At 59.2% G+C, this 16,724-nt stretch carries 19 protein-coding genes; 13 read left to right on the forward strand and 6 right to left on the reverse strand.

The window, feature by feature from the left end:
- Positions 1–287 precede the first annotated feature (287 nt).
- From ACR0A2_RS19170 to ACR0A2_RS19200, 7 genes are all read left to right on the forward strand, one after another.
- Positions 288–1,442: a phosphoserine transaminase gene (locus ACR0A2_RS19170; protein WP_480836685.1), complete on the forward strand. Its 1,155-nt coding sequence runs from the start codon at positions 288–290 to the stop codon at positions 1,440–1,442.
- A 64-nt stretch (positions 1,443–1,506) separates the two neighbouring features.
- Positions 1,507–3,102: a phosphoglycerate dehydrogenase gene (serA, locus tag ACR0A2_RS19175; protein ID WP_480836687.1), complete on the forward strand. Its 1,596-nt coding sequence runs from the start codon at positions 1,507–1,509 to the stop codon at positions 3,100–3,102.
- A 119-nt stretch (positions 3,103–3,221) separates the two neighbouring features.
- A complete protein-coding gene (locus tag ACR0A2_RS19180; RefSeq protein WP_480836689.1) occupies positions 3,222–3,950 on the forward strand; it encodes a metallophosphoesterase family protein in 729 nt (242 codons plus the stop codon).
- 36 nt (positions 3,951–3,986) lie between these two features.
- Entirely contained in the window at positions 3,987–4,865 is an 879-nt protein-coding gene (gene serB, locus ACR0A2_RS19185; RefSeq protein ID WP_480836691.1) for a phosphoserine phosphatase SerB, read from the forward strand.
- Between the two features lie 42 nt (positions 4,866–4,907).
- Positions 4,908–5,237, forward strand: coding sequence for an ArsR/SmtB family transcription factor (locus tag ACR0A2_RS19190; protein WP_152459330.1), 330 nt, complete (start codon positions 4,908–4,910; stop codon positions 5,235–5,237).
- On the forward strand, positions 5,225–5,653 hold the full coding sequence (locus ACR0A2_RS19195; protein WP_171230546.1) for an SRPBCC family protein: 429 nt from the start codon (positions 5,225–5,227) through the stop codon (positions 5,651–5,653). The genes ACR0A2_RS19190 and ACR0A2_RS19195 overlap by 13 nt, the downstream gene beginning before the upstream one ends.
- Positions 5,654–5,676: 23 nt before the next feature.
- Entirely contained in the window at positions 5,677–5,997 is a 321-nt protein-coding gene (locus tag ACR0A2_RS19200; RefSeq protein WP_480836694.1) for a YciI family protein, read from the forward strand.
- A 5-nt stretch (positions 5,998–6,002) separates the two neighbouring features.
- Here the strand turns inward: ACR0A2_RS19200 and ACR0A2_RS19205 are convergent, their stop codons facing one another.
- Positions 6,003–7,001 (reverse strand): asparaginase, encoded by a 999-nt coding sequence (locus tag ACR0A2_RS19205; protein ID WP_171172345.1) that lies wholly within the window; start codon positions 6,999–7,001, stop codon positions 6,003–6,005.
- A 179-nt stretch (positions 7,002–7,180) separates the two neighbouring features.
- On the opposite strand from ACR0A2_RS19205, the gene ACR0A2_RS19210 reads away from it, so the two are divergent.
- The 4 genes from ACR0A2_RS19210 to ACR0A2_RS19225 all read left to right on the forward strand — a co-directional run bounded on the left by ACR0A2_RS19210 (position 7,181) and on the right by ACR0A2_RS19225 (position 10,239).
- On the forward strand, positions 7,181–7,717 hold the full coding sequence (locus ACR0A2_RS19210; RefSeq protein WP_171119964.1) for an invasion associated locus B family protein: 537 nt from the start codon (positions 7,181–7,183) through the stop codon (positions 7,715–7,717).
- A 142-nt stretch (positions 7,718–7,859) separates the two neighbouring features.
- Complete coding sequence (locus ACR0A2_RS19215; RefSeq protein ID WP_171119963.1) at positions 7,860–8,030, forward strand: hypothetical protein; 171 nt, start codon at positions 7,860–7,862, stop codon at positions 8,028–8,030.
- Positions 8,031–8,147: 117 nt separating this feature from the next.
- Entirely contained in the window at positions 8,148–9,335 is a 1,188-nt protein-coding gene (rlmN, locus tag ACR0A2_RS19220; protein ID WP_171205236.1) for a dual-specificity RNA methyltransferase RlmN, read from the forward strand.
- A gap of 286 nt (positions 9,336–9,621) precedes the next feature.
- The gene (locus tag ACR0A2_RS19225) at positions 9,622–10,239 is read left to right on the forward strand and encodes a cytochrome P460 family protein (protein ID WP_171119961.1); all 618 of its coding nucleotides are present in this window, start codon (positions 9,622–9,624) and stop codon (positions 10,237–10,239) included.
- Between the two features lie 6 nt (positions 10,240–10,245).
- Here ACR0A2_RS19225 and ACR0A2_RS19230 read toward each other — a convergent pair whose 3' ends face one another.
- The 3 genes from ACR0A2_RS19230 to ACR0A2_RS19240 form a co-directional block, all read right to left on the reverse strand.
- A complete protein-coding gene (locus ACR0A2_RS19230) occupies positions 10,246–11,907 on the reverse strand; it encodes a U32 family peptidase (RefSeq protein ID WP_480836697.1) in 1,662 nt (553 codons plus the stop codon).
- A 63-nt stretch (positions 11,908–11,970) separates the two neighbouring features.
- Positions 11,971–12,309 carry a hypothetical protein gene (locus tag ACR0A2_RS19235; protein WP_480836699.1) on the reverse strand — a complete coding sequence of 113 codons (339 nt, stop codon included), beginning with the start codon at positions 12,307–12,309 and terminating at the stop codon, positions 11,971–11,973.
- Positions 12,306–13,226, reverse strand: a complete 921-nt coding sequence (locus ACR0A2_RS19240; RefSeq protein ID WP_480836701.1) for a DnaJ C-terminal domain-containing protein — start codon at positions 13,224–13,226, stop codon at positions 12,306–12,308. Before ACR0A2_RS19240 ends, ACR0A2_RS19235 begins: the two co-directional genes overlap by 4 nt.
- A 160-nt stretch (positions 13,227–13,386) precedes the next feature.
- Here ACR0A2_RS19240 and ACR0A2_RS19245 point away from each other — a divergent pair, with 160 nt between their 5' ends.
- Positions 13,387–13,770, forward strand: coding sequence for a hypothetical protein (locus tag ACR0A2_RS19245; RefSeq protein WP_152459320.1), 384 nt, complete (start codon positions 13,387–13,389; stop codon positions 13,768–13,770).
- Here ACR0A2_RS19245 and ACR0A2_RS19250 read toward each other — a convergent pair whose 3' ends face one another.
- Both ACR0A2_RS19250 and ACR0A2_RS19255 read right to left on the reverse strand, forming a co-directional pair.
- On the reverse strand, positions 13,771–14,868 hold the full coding sequence (locus tag ACR0A2_RS19250; RefSeq protein WP_480836703.1) for a cystathionine gamma-lyase: 1,098 nt from the start codon (positions 14,866–14,868) through the stop codon (positions 13,771–13,773).
- Between the two features lie 3 nt (positions 14,869–14,871).
- Positions 14,872–15,714, reverse strand: a complete 843-nt coding sequence (locus ACR0A2_RS19255) for an LOG family protein (protein WP_152459318.1) — start codon at positions 15,712–15,714, stop codon at positions 14,872–14,874.
- Between the two features lie 79 nt (positions 15,715–15,793).
- Between ACR0A2_RS19255 and ACR0A2_RS19260 the strand changes: the two genes are divergently transcribed.
- Positions 15,794–16,705 carry a threonine/serine dehydratase gene (locus ACR0A2_RS19260; protein WP_480836706.1) on the forward strand — a complete coding sequence of 304 codons (912 nt, stop codon included), beginning with the start codon at positions 15,794–15,796 and terminating at the stop codon, positions 16,703–16,705.
- The last annotated feature ends 19 nt before the right edge of the window (positions 16,706–16,724 follow it).

Genomic DNA, 16,724 nt, shown 5'->3' on the forward strand with positions numbered 1-16,724 from the left:
CCCCCGTCAACCGCGTCGACAACGCATATGGCGACAGAAACCTCGTCTGCACATGCCCCCCAATGGACGCATACGCAGACGCCGCGGAATAACATCAAAAAACCCCGCCGAGTTTCCGCGGGGTTTTTCGCCAATCGGAAACTCATGTTCTGATTTGAGCCCTTTTGGGATGTCGTTTTTACCCAGTGAAGCGTCTTTTTCGCTTGCTGCGCGTGCGAAGGGCTCATAGCTCTGTGCGTGGGACACCCCTCCCCAACGAGGGGCGTGTATCTGGAAGGGTAATACAGATGAGTACTCAAAAACCGGCGACGCGGCCGGCCAATCCGCGTTTTTCCTCGGGCCCTTGCGCCAAACCCCCCACATTTGATCTGACCAAACTGGCCGATGCCGCCTTGGGACGCTCGCACCGTGCCGCCGTTGGCAAGGACAAGCTAAAAGCGGCCATCGAAGGTACGCGCGAGGTGCTTGGCATCCCGGCAGATTACAGGATCGGCATTGTTCCCGCCTCGGACACGGGCGCGGTTGAGATGGCTCTTTGGTCGCTATTGGGCGAACGCAAGGTCGAGATGCTGGCGTGGGAAAGCTTTGGGTCCGGTTGGGTGACCGATGTGGTCAAGCAGCTTAAGATCGACGCCGAGGTGAAGACCGCCGATTACGGACAGATCGTGGATCTGGCATCGGTCGATTTCGCCAATGACGTCGTATTTACCTGGAATGGCACGACTTCGGGCGTGCGCGTACCGAATGGCGACTGGATCGCCGATGATCGTCAGGGTCTGACGATCTGCGACGCAACCTCGGCCGCCTTTGCGATGGACTTGCCCTGGGACAAGCTGGATGTGACCACCTTCAGCTGGCAGAAGGTTCTGGGCGGTGAGGCCGCGCATGGGATGCTGATCCTGTCGCCGCGCGCCGTTGAACGTCTGGAGAGCTACACCCCTGCATGGCCGCTGCCCAAGATCTTCCGCCTGACCAAGGGTGGCAAGCTGATCGAAGGCATCTTCACGGGGGCGACGATCAACACGCCGTCGATGCTGGCGGTTGAGGATTATCTGTTTGCACTGGATTGGGCCCGTTCGGTGGGCGGTCTGAAGGGCCTTATTGCCCGCGCGAACGCCAATGCCGATGCCGTGCATGCCTTCTGCGACCGGAACGACTGGATCGAAAACCTGGCCGAAGACGCTGCGACGCGGTCGAACACATCCGTCTGTCTGAAATTCACCGATGCCCGAATTCAGGACGGCGCAAGCTTTGCCAAGGCCGTGGCCAAACGGCTGGAATCCGAGAATGTCGCGCTGGACGTAGGTGCCTATCGCGACGCGCCTGCGGGCTTGCGGATCTGGTGCGGCGGTACGGTCGAGACCTCGGACATCGAAGCGATGCTGCCTTGGCTGGCCTGGGCCTTCGAGGCCGAAATCGCGGCGCAGACAGAAGCCGCCTGATCGCATCCCATCTTTACCGGGCCGCATCGGCCCGGACCTCTCAATACATTCAAGGACCACAAACATGGCTCCCAAAGTACTCGTTTCCGACAAACTCAGCGAAACCGCCGTTCAGATCTTCCGTGATCGCGGCATCGACGTGGATTTCATGCCCGATCTGGGCAAGGACAAGGACAAGTTGGCCGAGGTGATCGGCCAGTATGACGGTCTTGCCATCCGCTCGGCCACCAAGGTCACGCCGACCATTCTGGAAAGAGCCGACAAGCTGAAGGTGATCGGCCGCGCCGGAATTGGCACTGACAATATCGACAAGGAAGCGGCGTCGAAAAAAGGTGTGATCGTGATGAACACGCCATTCGGCAACATGATCACCACTGCCGAACACGCCATTGCGATGATGTTTGCCGTGGCGCGACAGATTCCCGAGGCCTCGACTTCGACCCATGCGGGCAAGTGGGAAAAGTCCAAGTTCATGGGGATCGAGCTGACGAACAAGACACTCGGCGTCATTGGTGCGGGGAACATCGGTGGCATCGTGTGCGAGCGCGCGCTTGGCCTGAAGATGAAAGTCATCGCCTATGATCCCTATCTGGGCGAAGAGAAAGCCGCCAAGATGGGCGTGGAAAAGGTTGAGTTGGACGAGTTGCTGTCCCGCGCCGACTTCATCACCCTGCACGTGCCGCTGACGGATCAGACCCGCAATATTCTGAGCCGTGAGAACCTTGCCAAGACCAAGAAGGGCGTGCGCATCATCAACTGCGCTCGGGGCGGTCTGGTCGATGAGGATGCCTTGGCCGAGGCGCTGCAATCCGGTCACGTTGCGGGCGCCGCGTTTGACGTGTTCAGTGAAGAACCCGCCAAGGACAACCCCCTGTTCAACCTGCCCAACGTGGTCTGCACGCCGCATCTTGGTGCGGCAACGACCGAAGCGCAGGAGAATGTGGCGCTGCAAGTGGCCGAGCAGATCTCGAATTATCTGCTGACAGGCGCGGTCGAGAACGCTTTGAACATGCCCAGTGTGACGGCGGAAGAAGCCAAGGTGATGGGGCCGTGGATCAAGCTGGCCGGCCATCTGGGCAGCTTCATCGGCCAGATGACGGATGAGCCGGTCAAGGCAATCAATATCCTGTATGACGGTGTGGCCGCTGAAATGAATCTGGCGGCGTTGAACTGCTCGGTGGTCGCCGGGATCATGAAGAAGTTCAACCCCGAGGTGAACATGGTGTCGGCCCCGGTTGTCGCCAAGGAACGTGGGATCAAGATCTCGACCACCAATCAGGACAAATCGGGTGCCTTCGAAGGCTATATCAAAGTCACCGTTGTGACCGACAAGCGCGAGCGTTCCATCGGTGGCACCGTGTTCAGCGACGGCAAGCCGCGGTTCATCCAGATCAAGGGCATCAATATCGACGCCGAGGTCGGTGCCCATATGCTCTACACCACCAACGAAGACGTGCCGGGCATCATCGGTGCTTTGGGGCAGACCATGGGCGAAAACAACGTCAACATCGCGAACTTTACCCTTGGTCGATCCGAGGCTGGCGGAGAAGCGATTGCGTTGCTTTATGTCGACGAACCCGTTCCGGCTGAGGCACGCGCCAGGCTGGCGGAAACGGGTCTGTTCACGCAGATCAAGCCGCTGGAATTTGATGTCACCTGACGTGGCCTGTTGAGTTTGAGAAACAGTTCAGGACCCGGTTGACCGAAGGCCCGGGTCCTTTGTTTTCTCGGGCTGCAATCTGCGGCACAAGCGAGCTGAACCTTACCGTCGGAGGATCTATGACACAGCCAGTCTACGTTGTTGGTGATCTGCACGGGCAGGTGGCCGAGCTGGAACGCGCGCTGTCTCTGATCCGGGGCGATGGCGGCCCGGACGCCCAGATCGTGTTTCTGGGTGACTACGTGGATCGCGGCCCGGACAGCCGCGGGCTGATCGAGCGTCTGATTGCCGGGCGCGATGCGGGCCTGAACTGGATCACTCTGCTGGGCAACCATGATCGCATGTTCGCCTGGTTCATGGAGGATACGCCGCGTCACGATCCGCATTTGCTTGTCGGGTACCATTGGCTGCATGAAAGGCTGGGTGGGGTCGAGACCCTGCGCAGTTATGGGGTGGAATTCGAAGGCCAGATTCGTCTGGAAGATCTGCATCAGATGGCGCAGGCGGCGGTGCCGAAATCGCACCTGACCTTTTTGCGAGATCTGGTTCTGATGCATCAGACGCCCCAGCTTGCCTTTGTTCACGCAGGCATTCGCCCGGGCGTGCCGCTCAACGCGCAGCGGGACAACGACCTGGTCTGGATCAGGCAGGATTTCCATGCCCATCCGGGCCCGCATCCCAAGCTGATCGTGCATGGGCATACTCCGGTGGATCAGGCAACGCATTATGGAAATCGCGTCAATCTGGACACAGGTGCCGGATATGGGCGGCCGGTGGGTGTCGCGGTGTTCGAAGGGCAGACCTGCTGGGAATTGACCGATCAAGGCCGTTTGCAGTTGACCCCCTAGATCATCTCGCCCGGCCAAGAAATTTGGAGATTGAAGATGTATGTCGCCACTTTGCTGACCAATCCGGCAGCGCCTTCGCTGGACAGCGCATTGCCGGAGTCATTGCGCAATGCGTGGGGTGGCGGGAACATCCTCTGGCTCAACCCGGATGAGGCGGCAGAGTTCGAGTTGAACGCCATCCCCGACAATCGCTGGGACGTTTGGGCAGACCTGCAAGGGATGGGGGTGGACCTGATCGTGCAACCTGCGCAAGGACGGCGCAAACAGATGCTGCTGGCCGATATGGACAGCACGATGATCCAGCAGGAATGTATCGACGAACTGGCGGATGAGGCCGGCGTCGGCGACCGGGTCAAGGACATAACGGCCCGCGCCATGAACGGAGAGCTTGATTTCGAAGGCGCCCTGATCGAGCGGGTCGGTTTGCTGAAGCATCTGGATGAAAGCGTCATCGGCAAAGTTCTGCGGGAACGGATCACCCTGATGCCCGGAGGCAGGGAATTGCTGGCGACGATGCGGGCCAACGGGGCCTATACAGCATTGGTATCCGGTGGCTTTACGGCCTTTACCGCCCGGGTGGCAGAGCTTTTGGGGTTCGATGAAAACCGCGCCAACACTTTGCTGGCGGAAGATGGCAAGCTGACCGGAGACGTCGCGCGTCCTATTCTGGGGCGTCAGGCCAAGGTCGAAGCGCTGGCGCAGATTTCAACGCGTCGAGGCCTGTCGGAAAGTGACGTGATCGCCGTGGGTGACGGGGCCAATGACCTTGGAATGCTTGGCCGGGCTGGGACCGGGGTTGCCCTTCATGCCAAGCCGTCGGTGGCCGCACAATGTGATGTGCGGGTGAATCACGGCGACCTGACGGCGCTGCTTTACCTGCAAGGCTATAGCCGCGCCGATTTCGCAGGCGGCTGATCAGGGCTATCTTTTATTTAACATTTGTGTTAAATAAGGGGTATGAACACACTTCTGACCACGTTTTCCGCTTTGTCCGATGCCACCCGGTTCTCGATTGTCGAGCAACTGATGGAGCAGGGCGAACTGCCTGCCGGTGATCTGATCGAAGGGCGCGGCATGTCCGGCGCCGCGATTTCGCGCCACCTCAAGGTGTTGCGCGAGGCCGGGTTGGTGCAGCAGCGCGTGCAAGGAACCCAGCGCATGTATTCCATCCGATCCGAAGGATTGCGGGCGATTGCCGACTGGACGATTTCCAAGCGGCAATTCTGGGAAGGCAGCCTGGATCGTCTGAGTGAAATAATCGAAAGGGAGAATTCATGGCCGACCTGAAACTGGAACGGGAATTCCCCGTCAGCCCCGAAGAACTGTTTGCATGGATCAGTGACGGCACCAGATTGCTTCAGTGGTGGGGGCCCGAAGGGATGCACGTGCCGGACCACAACCTGGATTTCTCGCGCACCGGTCCTTGGTATTCGGTGATGGAGAATGGCGAGGGCCAGCAATACAAGGTCTCGGGCCACGTGACGCATGTCGACCCGCCTAAATCAGTGGGTTTTACATGGGGTTGGCATGACGATCAGGATCAACGCGGTGCCGAAAGCCACGTGACCCTTTCCGTTGCCGCAACCGAAAACGGTGCCCGCCTTGTGCTGGACCACCGAGAACTGGCCGATGCCGAAGCAGCTGCGAACCACACTCAGGGTTGGACGTCTTCGCTGCGCAAACTCGAAGCACTTTGCACTTAGGTTTTTTGTCACGGAGGAGCGATATGCCCAAGTTTCTGTTTGTCTATCACGGGGGTCACACCCCGACCGACCCCGCCGAGATCGAGGCGACCATGGCGGCCTGGGGCGCCTGGTTTCAGGATATGGGCGAGGCCCTCGACATCCCCGGAAACCCGGTGGGGCAGTCTTACACCGTCAGCAACAACGGAGTGGTCGATAACGGCGGCGCAAACCCGGCCTCGGGCTTCACGGTGATCAAAGCTGATAATATCGACGCTGCGACCGAGATGGCCAAAGGCTGTCCGATGGTCATCAACGGCACAGGCTCGGTCGAAGTGGCCGAAATCCACGAAATCGAGATGTGAGGACCTTAGTCGGGGAAACCCGTCGCAGGTTTGATCACGCCGCATTCCAGCCCGCGACGGCTGTATTGCGTGGCGTTCATGAATTTGCGGGTGGCCGGGTGATCGGCCTCCAGCACGCCAAGGCTTACCAGTATCGCGGCAATCGCGCATTCACTGGCGCGGGTGGTGCCATCGGTGATCTTCAGCGCAACGCCCATGCGTTTTTCCGGGATGATGGCCACGAACACGGCCTCGGCCCCGGTTTTGATGGCCACACGTCCGTTCATCGCGCGCATCAGTTCGGTGCATGCCCGGGTCTCACCGGCAACAAGTTCCGGGTGTTTCACCATCGCGGCCACCAGCTGCATCGCTGCATCGCTGGAACGGTCGGACCGGTCTGCGGCTGAAGCAAACCAAGCCATCGAACGTGCCAAACCGAAAAGAGATGTGGCGAAATTCGGGGCGGAGCAGCCATCGATGCCGTATGCCGGGCTGGTCTCGCCCGTTGTTTCTTCGACGGCGGACAGGCAGGCTTGTTGCACCGGATGATCAATTTCAAGGTATTCCGGCCCGGCGCCCATATGCTGTGCCAGAGTCAGAAAGCCGCAATGCTTGCCGGAACAGTTGTTGTGAATCTGGCAAGGCGTGTCGTCCGCCAAAATCAGCCGGTCGCGCGCGGCGGTGTCGGCGGGCTCCTGTGGGCCGCACCGCAGATCGTGCTCGTTCAACCCCAGATGGTCCAGCCACGCCGTCACGCGATCTGTATGGATCGCCGCCCCGTTATGCGAGGCGCAGGCCAACGCGAGGTGTTCGCTGGTCAGCCCGTATTTCGCCGCCGCCCCCGATGTGACCAACGGAAGCGCTTGAATCATCTTGGCCGATGACCGCGGGTATATGACGGATTGCGGGTCACCCCAACTGCGCACGATCTGGCCCGTGTCATCGCAAATAACCGCATGACCCAGATGCAGACTTTCCAGCAGAGGGCCGCGCCAAAGTTCTGTCATGGGTACGGGCTGCGTCATCTGGACCTCCGAAATTTATGCGCAAAATTCTGCCAATCGCCCTTTCGCCTGTGGCGAAATCTGCGTTAGTGTGTGTATGTCGGCAATCATCGGAAGACGCAAACGAATAGACGAACCGGCAGGGTTCGCAGACGTGTCCGATGGGTATGAGGTAAGGGTCGAGCTAGGAGGCTGGACAAATGGGATCAATGCTCGTTCGCACAATAGCGGGCCTGTGTGTGGCAGGCATCGCAGCAACATCTGCAATCGCCCAACAGGCGACAAGCACCAACCGCGTTGCTGCAAAAACGGATTGGAGCGTTTTTGTCGAAGACGATCCCACCGAATGCTGGAGCGTCTCGGCACCCAAGGAAACCGTAAACACCCGCGGAGGACGTGTGGTTTCCGTACGGCGCAGCGATATCCTTCTGTTTGTGTTCTATCGTCCGAATGCCGAGGTGAAAGGCCAATTGACCTTTACTGGCGGTTACCCGTTTGCCGCGGGTTCGACGGTGAACCTGAATGTGGACGGGACCGAGTTCGAACTGTTCACAGAAGGCGAATGGGCCTGGGCCGCATCGGATGCGGATGATGCAAAGATCATCACCGCCCTGAAGCGCGGAACCGAGGCGGTACTGACCGCCCGGTCCGAGCGCGGGACGCAGACGAAAGACACCTTCTCGCTGCTGGGCTTTACCGCAGCGATTGAAGACGCTGAGAAGCGCTGCACCAACTGATCTTGTCGCGTCGAGTGTTGAAAAGGCCCCGCCTCGTAGCGGGGCTTTTGACGTTTGGTCATCTGCCAGTTTTGATCCGTATCAAAGTTTCGCACTCGGCAATGTGAACTAAGTCGTTCAGCCACCTATAGAGGACATCGTGATGAAACAGAAAACTTGGATCACTCTGGTTCTTGCCGCATCCGTCGCCGTGCTGAGCGCTTGCGAGAAGAACGCTGATTCCTATCCGATATCGGGCGAGCAATGTGGCCCGGAAGATCCGGTTCAGACCCTGGACGCCAGTGATTGCTACACACCGCCGCCGGTAAACTGATCAAAAAGGCCCGGCATGTGCATCGTGCCGGGCCTGCCGGCTTAGGAAACCTTTTGATCTTTGCGCAGGTTCCTATATAGAGGCGCATCCCAAGCCCGATTCCTTTGAGATACGCCAATGTCGCCCAAAGCGCCGATCACCCAAGACGTCATGACCATCCCGCGCAAATTGCCCGACGGGAAGATCAACCTTGTCGGCCTTACGCGCGACAGGTTGCGCGACACCTTGATTGAACACGGCACGCCCGAGAAACAGGCCAAGATGCGCACCGGCCAGATCTGGCAATGGATCTATCAATGGGGTGTGCGCGATTTTGCCCAGATGACCAATCTCGCCAAAGCCTATCGCGCACAACTGGCCGAGCATTTCGTGATAGAAATCCCCGAAGTGGTGACGCGTCAGGTGTCCGAGGATGGTACCCGCAAGTATCTGTGCCGCATCGCCGGCGGGCATGAGGTCGAGGTGGTCTATATCCCCGAAGAAGATCGCGGAACCCTGTGCATCTCGTCTCAGGTGGGCTGTACGCTGACCTGTTCGTTCTGTCACACCGGAACCCAAAAACTTGTACGAAACCTGACATCAGCAGAAATCGTCGGCCAGATCATGATGGCGCGCGACGATCTTGAAGAATGGCCAACCCCCGGCGCACCCAAGGACGAAACCCGCCTGCTGTCGAACATCGTTCTGATGGGCATGGGCGAGCCGCTTTACAATTTCGAAAACGTGCGCGACGCAATGAAAATCGCCATGGACCCCGAGGGCATTTCTCTGTCGCGTCGGCGGATTACCCTGTCGACCTCGGGCGTGGTGCCTGAGATCGCGCGCACGGCCGAGGAAATCGGGTGCCTGCTGGCGATCTCGTTCCACGCCACGACCGATGAAACCCGCGACGTTCTTGTGCCCATCAACAAACGTTGGAATATCGAGGAACTGCTGACAGCTTTGGCCAGCTATCCCAATGCTTCGAATTCCGAACGGATCACGTTTGAATATGTGATGCTGGATGGTGTGAATGACAGTGACGAAGATGCGCATCGTCTGATCGATCACATCAAGCGACACAACATTCCGGCCAAGATCAACCTGATCCCGTTCAACGAATGGCCCGGCGCACCGTACAAGCGCAGCTCGAACAACCGCATCCGCGCCTTCGCCAACATCATCTATCAGGCCGGCTATGCCTCGCCCATCCGCAAGACACGCGGTGAGGACATCATGGCGGCTTGCGGTCAGTTGAAGTCGGCCACCGAACGGGCGCGCAAATCACGCAAACAAATCGAGGCCGAAACAGGTCTGAGCCGATAGGGTTTAGTCCATCTGGGCCAGGCTTGATCAGATCGCGCCTTAAGTGTTTTTTTGGCTCTGACTGCACGCCACAATTGTTTTGTTCAAACTTAATGTTTCAGATGCTGAAACCACATGCACAATTTGCTATATTTGCTGTGCCCGTCGCTGAATTTGCCTCTTCAATTCGATGCACAAGCCGGTGAGGTGTCCGGGTCAGAGATGGCGAGTTTTTGCGATTCCGCTAGACTGTTCCAAGTGGTGCAGAAAGCGCTCAGGTGAACTGAATTTCAGGTGGGCCACGATTATGAATGCAAGTTCTTTTTCGATCATCCGTTTTGGTGCCGCTGCGCTTGCTATCGTCTCGGGTTCAGGCTTGGCCTTTGCTGACGGCCAGGACGCTCATATAGCAATCGAAAACCCTGCCGAGTTGAGCAAACAAGAGGCTTTGGAACACTACCGATCCCTCAATCGCCGCATGGCGCGTGGCTACGCCGTGGCGCAACTGGACCTGATCCTCAACTACCAAAGCTGGCCGCTTTTCAACGATGCGCCCTATATTTCGGCAACCCACGGGCAAAGGTATGTGAACAGCTATGCCAATCGCATGGCGCATAACTACGCGACATTGCAGGAAGGTGAAGAACTTCCCATGGGGTCGGTTCTTGCCAAGGACAGCATGACCGTGACGGATGAAGGTCACGTGCATCCCGGTGCCATGTTCGTAATGGAGAAACTGGCAGAAGATGCCAGCCCGGACACGGCGGATTGGCGTTACATCATGGTCTTGCCGGACGGCTCGGTCTTTGGGGACACTATGGGCGACCGCGCCGGTGCCGTGGCCTATTGCCATGTCTGCCACGAACAGGTGGCAGATCGGGACTATACGTTTTACGTGCCGGAAGAGTATCGAACACGCGACTGAGCCGGCTCAGGCTTGTTGCGCGCCCGGCAGCTTCAGTTCCGTCGCCTCGCGGCGGCTGAGTTGTTCGCCCTGCTTGCGCTTTGACAGAACTTCACGGGCCAGCGCGTATTTGTCGTCCTGCCAGAAAATCAAGCAGCCGTTGCAACCTTTGCCACAGCAACCCTCGGTGCCGATGCGGTTGGTTTTGAAACGGCGTTCGGTGCCGTCTTCGCCGATCTTTTCAACCAGGGCGTTGCGACGGCGGGCGTAGGCGCCAGGGTTGTCACGGCCCGAGGTTTCCAAACCCTGCACCAGCTTGTCAAAGCGGATGCGGCTCCAGTGTTCGTTGGTCAGGGCGCGCTCCTTGCGCAGAACGGAATAGGCGGGGAACCGGGCGCGCAGATCGTCGATATCCTCGTGGTCGAACAGGGTGAAGGGCAGGCGGATCACTGTTTTGGTGCTGCCATGCACCACGTCCATCTGCGCACCATCGGATGCGCGTTCGAAATCATAGACCCGCAGCAGAACCGTCTCGCGCGAGATGGGCGAGACGAAATCCAGCACATCGCCCGGTTCCAGCTTGTTCTTTACCTCGACCAGAAAGGCATCCTCGGTCACTTCGGTGACGATCCCGGCATATTCCCACTGCGCGATGGACGCCGTGTGCTCGTAATCATGGGCGTAGTTGGTCAGACGCCCTTCGTGGAAGGCCAGCGTATAGCCGCGGTTTCCCACGGTCTCCAACTCGCGCATATAGGGTTTCGGGTCCCAGTTCTGGGGGTCGGCATAGTAATCGTCGATGGCCATGCGATAGGCGCGTGCGACGATGGCGGCGTAGTATTCCGACTTGCCGCGCCCCTCGACCTTGAGGCTGTCGACCCCGATCTTCAGGTATTCGTCCAGCTTGGGCATGATGCACAGATCGCGCGAATTGAGGATGTAGGAACCGCGGTCGTCTTCCTCGATCGGCATCAGATCACCGGGGCGGCAGCCTTCTTCCAGCAGGAATTCGAACAGGTCGGCGTTTTCCTTGGTAATGCGCAACTCCTGATGGGTGCCATCCTTCAGGCGCAGTTTCAGCGCATAGTTCCAGCGGCAGGAATTGGCGCAGTTGCCCTGGTTCGCGCCGCGTTCCGCCATGAAGTTCGACAGCAGGCAACGGCCCGAATAGGTCATGCACATGGCCCCGTGGACGAAGGCCTCGAGCTTGATGTCGGGGCATTTTTCGCGGATCTCCACCAGTTCGGGGTAGGAAACCTCGCGTGCCAGAACCACCAGTTCCGCGCCCTGATCCTGCCAGAACTTCACCGACAGCCACGAACAGATATTGGCCTGGGTCGAGATATGCAGCGGCAGTTCCGGCGCGCGGTCCCGCACGTACTGGAACACGCCGGGGTCGGCGATGATCAACCCGTCTGGCTGCACTTTGCGGACCGTGTCGATATATTCGTCCAGCTTCGGGATGTCCTTGTTGTGCGAGAACAGGTTCAGCGTCAGATAGGCGCGCCGGCCATGGCTGTGGCAGAACTCGACGCCCTCGATCACCTCTTCCAGCGAAAACTCGGATTTCGTGCGCAGCGACATATCGGGCGTGCCCAGATACACCGCATCCGCCCCGTAAAGGACAGCGAGTTTCAGCTTGCGCAGATTGCCCGCAGGCATCAGCAATTCGGATCTGGACTGGGTCATGGCGCCACTTGTAAAAGGATCAAGCCGGCCTTCTAATCCAAATGTTTCGAGTCCAAAACCCCGTTATCTGCGACGGAATCGCGCTGTACCGATGACCTTGACCAGTTGCTGTCGCACAGGCTCGGGTTGCGTCTCGATCGCGTTCAGAACTTCGCGCAGTTCGGCCCGCAGCCCATGCATCTGGTCGATCAGTGAGATCATCATCGACAGCGCATCTGCCTCCATGTCGTACTGTTCGTGCAACTCGCAGGCCAGTTCCAGACGGGCGACGTCGATATTTTGATAAACCAGCCCTTGATCCGACTGTTCCGGAATCACGATTTCCGCCGCCAGGTATTCGGTCAGGCGGTCCGAGGTCAGGCGGGTGACCGTTTCGATCAGTTCCTTTTCGGTAAGGGTCATAGCTGCATTCCTTTACGCGGATCATAGCGGTGCTTTTGACGCCAGGTTTCCATGAACTGCTTCAGTTCATCATCGATCTTGTCCGGTGTCGCAATGGTCAGCTCAATCAGCTGATCACCACGGGCGGACGAGCCGCGCTTTTTCACGCCTTTGCCGCGCAACCGAAGCGTTTTGCCGCTGCTGGTGCCCGCTGGTACGTTGACATTCACACCGCCGTCTATTGTGGGGGCTGGGACTTTTCCGCCCAGAATGGCCTCGTCGATTGTGATCGGCAGCGTGATATGGATGTCGTCGCCCTGACGTTCAAAAACCGGGTGCTTGGCGACCGAAACCGTCACCAGTGCGTCACCCGGAGGGCCATCGCCATATCCCGGCGCGCCTTTGCCGCGCAACCGGATGGTCTGGCCGTCGGTGATCCCGGCCGGGATTTTGACCTCGATCCGGTCTCCATCCGGCAAGGTCAATTTCTGACTGGCGCCGAACACGGAGTCCAGGAAGCTGATTTGAAGCGAGTAGTTCAGATTGTGACCCGGTGCGTGAAACTGGTGGCCGCGCTGGCCCCCAAAACCGCCGCGACCACGCATGAACTCGGCGAAGACGTCTGACATGTCGTCGGGATCGGCCTGACGCCCGCGATAGGGGTTTCCAGCGGCCTCGGCATAGTCCCGGTAATACTGCTGTTGCGGGCGCTCCTGACCCGAGGCGTCTATTTCCCCGTTGTCAAAACGCGCACGTGTTTCAGGATCTTTCAACAGATCATAAGCAGCCGCGGCGGCCTTGAACTTGGCCTCAGCCGCGTCATCGCCCGGTTTCAGATCCGGATGGCAATCCTTGGCGATACGCCGGTAGGCTTTTTTGATCTCGGCTGTACTGGCGTCCTTCGAGACACCAAGAACGGTGTAGGGGTCGTCGCTCATATCACTCTCTCAGGTCAAGGACGGGTCTGATCAGGATGAAGGTGTTCTACCATGAGATTTCAACGGGTAAAACGAAAGAGGCGATTGAATTGTTTCGTAAAATCCCGCAGACCTGATAGTATCTGCATATTTATAATTGTCGAATGACGGAGACCGCCGCATGTCACGCAGAATAAAATCCGCCCTGGCCCTGCTGGCCGGGAATGCCATTGGGTTGTTGCTTGCCGCGCTGATATTGTCGGGATTTGCGATCAAGCCGATCTCGTTCATCGTGGTGGTGATAGTCTTCACCGTCGTACAAGTTGTCGCTGAACCCCTGATCCTGAAACTGGGCGAAAAGAAAGCGCCCGCCCTGAAGGGTGGGATCGCCCTGATCGTGACCTTCGTGGGCCTTTTCGTGACCGACCTGATTGCTGCCGGGCTGACCGTTGGCGGGGTTTCGAACCTGCTTGCGGCAACATTGCTGGTCTGGCTGGGGGCGTTGATCGCCAGCGTGGTGCTGCCGATCTACGTGTTCAAAGAACTGCGTGAGCCCAAAAAGTAATCACACAGCGTTCAGGCTGGCTTCGATAGCGTGCCACAATTCTTCCACGGGTTCGCACCCGACGGACAGGCGGATAAAGGCCGGATCAACGTCGTCGCCCCAGCGCGCGCGCCGCTCGGCCGAGCTGTGGACGCCTCCGAATGACGTGGCCGGGCGCAGAAGCGGGCAATTGTTGATGAAGGCTTCGGCCTGGTCTTCGCTGTTCAGCGTCAGCGACAGAAGAAAGCCGAAACGTGTGGTCTGTTCTTGCGCCAGTTTATGCGACGGGTCATCGGCCAGCCCGGGATAGCGCACCTGTTTCACTGCGGGATGTGCCGCCAGGCGTTCGGCCAATACTTCGGCCGAGCTGCACATCCGGTCGAACCGAACGTCCAGCGTTTCAAGGCCGCGATGCAGCAGCCATGCTTCATGTGGCCCCGGTATGGAGCCAGAGACTTTCCGCCATTCCCCGACCCGTTCCATGATGTCGCCGTTGCGGCTGGCCACATGGCCCATCAGCATGTCGGAATGCCCGCCCATCGCCTTGGTATCGGACGAGACGACCACGTCGATGCCCAGATCAAGAGGACGCTGACCCAGCGGAGTCATCGTCGTATTGTCGGCAATGGTTATGCCCCCGGCAGCGCGCACCCGATCCGCCACCTCGGTCAGATCGATCATGTCCAACCCCGGATTCGAGGGGCTTTCAGCAAAGACAACATCGAACCCGTCAAAACCGCCTTCGGCAAAGGCGATGGTGGGGCGTTCTTCAACGATCACACCCAGCCGCGACAGGAAACGATCGGCCAAAAGGCGCGTCACGTAGTAGCCGTCGGAGGGGATCAGCAGGCGTGATCCGGCCTTTACGGTGGCAAACAGTGCCGCGGAAATCGCCGCCATGCCCGAGGGAAAGCTGAGGCAGGGCGCGTCTTCCAAATGCGACAGAACATGCTCCAGATGCACCCAGGTCGGGTTGTCCACCCGACCGTAACTCGCCCGCCCGTCCGGGGTGCCCGGCAGGTGGTACATGCTGCTTTGGGTCAGTGGCAGCGCTACGGGTTCGCCCTTGCTCAGGGCATTTCCACGCAGATGCAGCATCTCTCCGGTCTTGGGTGCCATGGTTCAGCGCCCCGGAATTTCGTCGCGGGGCGGGGCGGGCTCCCAGTTTTCGATGATCTCGACCGCCTCCTGCGCCGTGTCCACAAAGCGGAACAGATCAAGATCCTCGTCCGAGATGGTTCCGGCATCGGCCAGCGCTTTCCAGTTGATGACCTTTTCCCAGAATTCGCGACCAAACAGCAGGAAGGGCACGCGGTCCATCCGGCCGGTCTGAATCAGGGTCAGGGATTCGAACAGCTCGTCCATGGTTCCGAAACCGCCGGGGAAAATCGTGATCGCGCGGGCGCGCATCAGGAAGTGCATCTTGCGGATGGCGAAATAATGGAAGTTGAAGCTGAGATCCGGCGTCACATAAAGGTTCGGGGCCTGTTCGTGCGGCAGAACGATATTCAGCCCGATAGAACATCCGCCCGCGTCCTGTGCCCCACGGTTGCCTGCCTCCATCACACCGGGGCCGCCGCCCGTGACGATCACGTTTTCACGGCAGCCGGTCTCGTTCGATTTCACGGTCATCAGCCGCGCGAACTCGCGCGCCTCGTCGTAATAGGCCGACAGACCAGCCAGCGTTTCCGTTCGTGCGGTGTGTTTCTGCGATGGTTCAGGGATGCGCGCGCCGCCGAACATCACTATGGTCGAGGTGATCTCGCGTTCGCTCATGATCATCTCGGGTTTCAACAATTCCAGTTGCAGACGCACCGGGCGCAGCTCGTCCCGGCACAGGAATTCGTCATCGGCAAAGGCAAGGCGATAGGCGGACGATCGCGTTTGCGGCGTGTCCGGCACTTCGCTCGCGGTCGAGCGATCTGTCTGCGCATCGCGAAACGGATTGTGGCGGTCTTCTCTCATGGGTGATCGATCCCTGCTTGCGTGTTTTCCAAACAGCTATAGGGTTCGCGGGCAGAGTGCCAGTCACGGAAAGACAAGAATGAATTGGAAGAGCGAAATATCAGCGGCGCGGGATCGTATCGCCGGACATACGCAGGTGACGCCGGTGATCGAAAGCCGAATTCCGGGCCATCCCATTGAACTGAAGCTGGAGCACATGCAGCACACCGGCAGTTTCAAGGCGCGCGGTGCGTTCAATACGTTGCTGAGCCTCGACGTACCCGATGCAGGTGTCGTGGCTGCATCCGGCGGCAATCATGGTGCAGCGGCGGCCTTTGCGGCGCAGGCGCTTGGATATCCGGCCAAGATTTTCGTGCCCGAACTGGCGGGGCCATCCAAGATTGCATTGATCCGGCAAACCGGAGCGGATCTGAGCGTTGTGCCCGGCGAATACGCCAATGCGCTGACACAGGCGCAGGCGCATGAAGCGGAAACCGGAGCGATGCAGATTCACGCCTATGATGCGCCGGCTACCGTGGCGGGGCAGGGGACCTGCTTTGCGGAATGGGATGCGCAGGGGCTACAGGCAGATACGGTTCTGGTCGCTGTCGGCGGGGGTGGGCTGATCGCCGGGGCGTTGGCCTGGTTTGACGGAGCGCGCAAGGTCGTGGCGGTCGAACCCAAGACCTCTTGCGCATTGAATGCAGCGTTGCAGGCCGGTGAACCGGTGGATGTTTCCGTATCCGGGATCGCGGCAAACGCGCTGGGCGCGCGCCGGATCGGGCAGATCTGTTTCGACCTGGCACAGGGGATGACGTCGGTCCTGGTGTCGGATGATGCGATCGCGGCGGCGCAGAAGATGCTGTGGCAGGCGCATCGTATTCTGGTGGAGCCGGCGGGCGCCACAGCGTTGGCAGCCTTAACCTCGGGCGTGTATCGGCCCGAACCAGGCGAGCGCGTGGCCGTTCTGGTGTGCGGCGCGAATATCGCGCCGGACCCGCTTGCGGGGTGAATTATCTGGTTGAGGATAG

It is taken from the genome of Ruegeria sp. H8, from assembly GCF_056532905.1.

Coding starts and splice junctions, on each gene's coding strand:
- ACR0A2_RS19170 (WP_480836685.1), top strand. CDS start 288: ATGAGTACTCAAAAACCGGCGACGCGGCCGGCCAATCCGCGTTTTTCC.
- serA (WP_480836687.1), top strand. CDS start 1,507: ATGGCTCCCAAAGTACTCGTTTCCGACAAACTCAGCGAAACCGCCGTT.
- ACR0A2_RS19180 (WP_480836689.1), top strand. CDS start 3,222: ATGACACAGCCAGTCTACGTTGTTGGTGATCTGCACGGGCAGGTGGCC.
- serB (WP_480836691.1), top strand. CDS start 3,987: ATGTATGTCGCCACTTTGCTGACCAATCCGGCAGCGCCTTCGCTGGAC.
- ACR0A2_RS19190 (WP_152459330.1), top strand. CDS start 4,908: ATGAACACACTTCTGACCACGTTTTCCGCTTTGTCCGATGCCACCCGG.
- ACR0A2_RS19195 (WP_171230546.1), top strand. CDS start 5,225: ATGGCCGACCTGAAACTGGAACGGGAATTCCCCGTCAGCCCCGAAGAA.
- ACR0A2_RS19200 (WP_480836694.1), top strand. CDS start 5,677: ATGCCCAAGTTTCTGTTTGTCTATCACGGGGGTCACACCCCGACCGAC.
- ACR0A2_RS19205 (WP_171172345.1), bottom strand. CDS start 7,001: ATGACGCAGCCCGTACCCATGACAGAACTTTGGCGCGGCCCTCTGCTG.
- ACR0A2_RS19210 (WP_171119964.1), top strand. CDS start 7,181: ATGGGATCAATGCTCGTTCGCACAATAGCGGGCCTGTGTGTGGCAGGC.
- ACR0A2_RS19215 (WP_171119963.1), top strand. CDS start 7,860: ATGAAACAGAAAACTTGGATCACTCTGGTTCTTGCCGCATCCGTCGCC.
- rlmN (WP_171205236.1), top strand. CDS start 8,148: ATGTCGCCCAAAGCGCCGATCACCCAAGACGTCATGACCATCCCGCGC.
- ACR0A2_RS19225 (WP_171119961.1), top strand. CDS start 9,622: ATGAATGCAAGTTCTTTTTCGATCATCCGTTTTGGTGCCGCTGCGCTT.
- ACR0A2_RS19230 (WP_480836697.1), bottom strand. CDS start 11,907: ATGACCCAGTCCAGATCCGAATTGCTGATGCCTGCGGGCAATCTGCGC.
- ACR0A2_RS19235 (WP_480836699.1), bottom strand. CDS start 12,309: ATGACCCTTACCGAAAAGGAACTGATCGAAACGGTCACCCGCCTGACC.
- ACR0A2_RS19240 (WP_480836701.1), bottom strand. CDS start 13,226: ATGAGCGACGACCCCTACACCGTTCTTGGTGTCTCGAAGGACGCCAGT.
- ACR0A2_RS19245 (WP_152459320.1), top strand. CDS start 13,387: ATGTCACGCAGAATAAAATCCGCCCTGGCCCTGCTGGCCGGGAATGCC.
- ACR0A2_RS19250 (WP_480836703.1), bottom strand. CDS start 14,868: ATGGCACCCAAGACCGGAGAGATGCTGCATCTGCGTGGAAATGCCCTG.
- ACR0A2_RS19255 (WP_152459318.1), bottom strand. CDS start 15,714: ATGAGAGAAGACCGCCACAATCCGTTTCGCGATGCGCAGACAGATCGC.
- ACR0A2_RS19260 (WP_480836706.1), top strand. CDS start 15,794: ATGAATTGGAAGAGCGAAATATCAGCGGCGCGGGATCGTATCGCCGGA.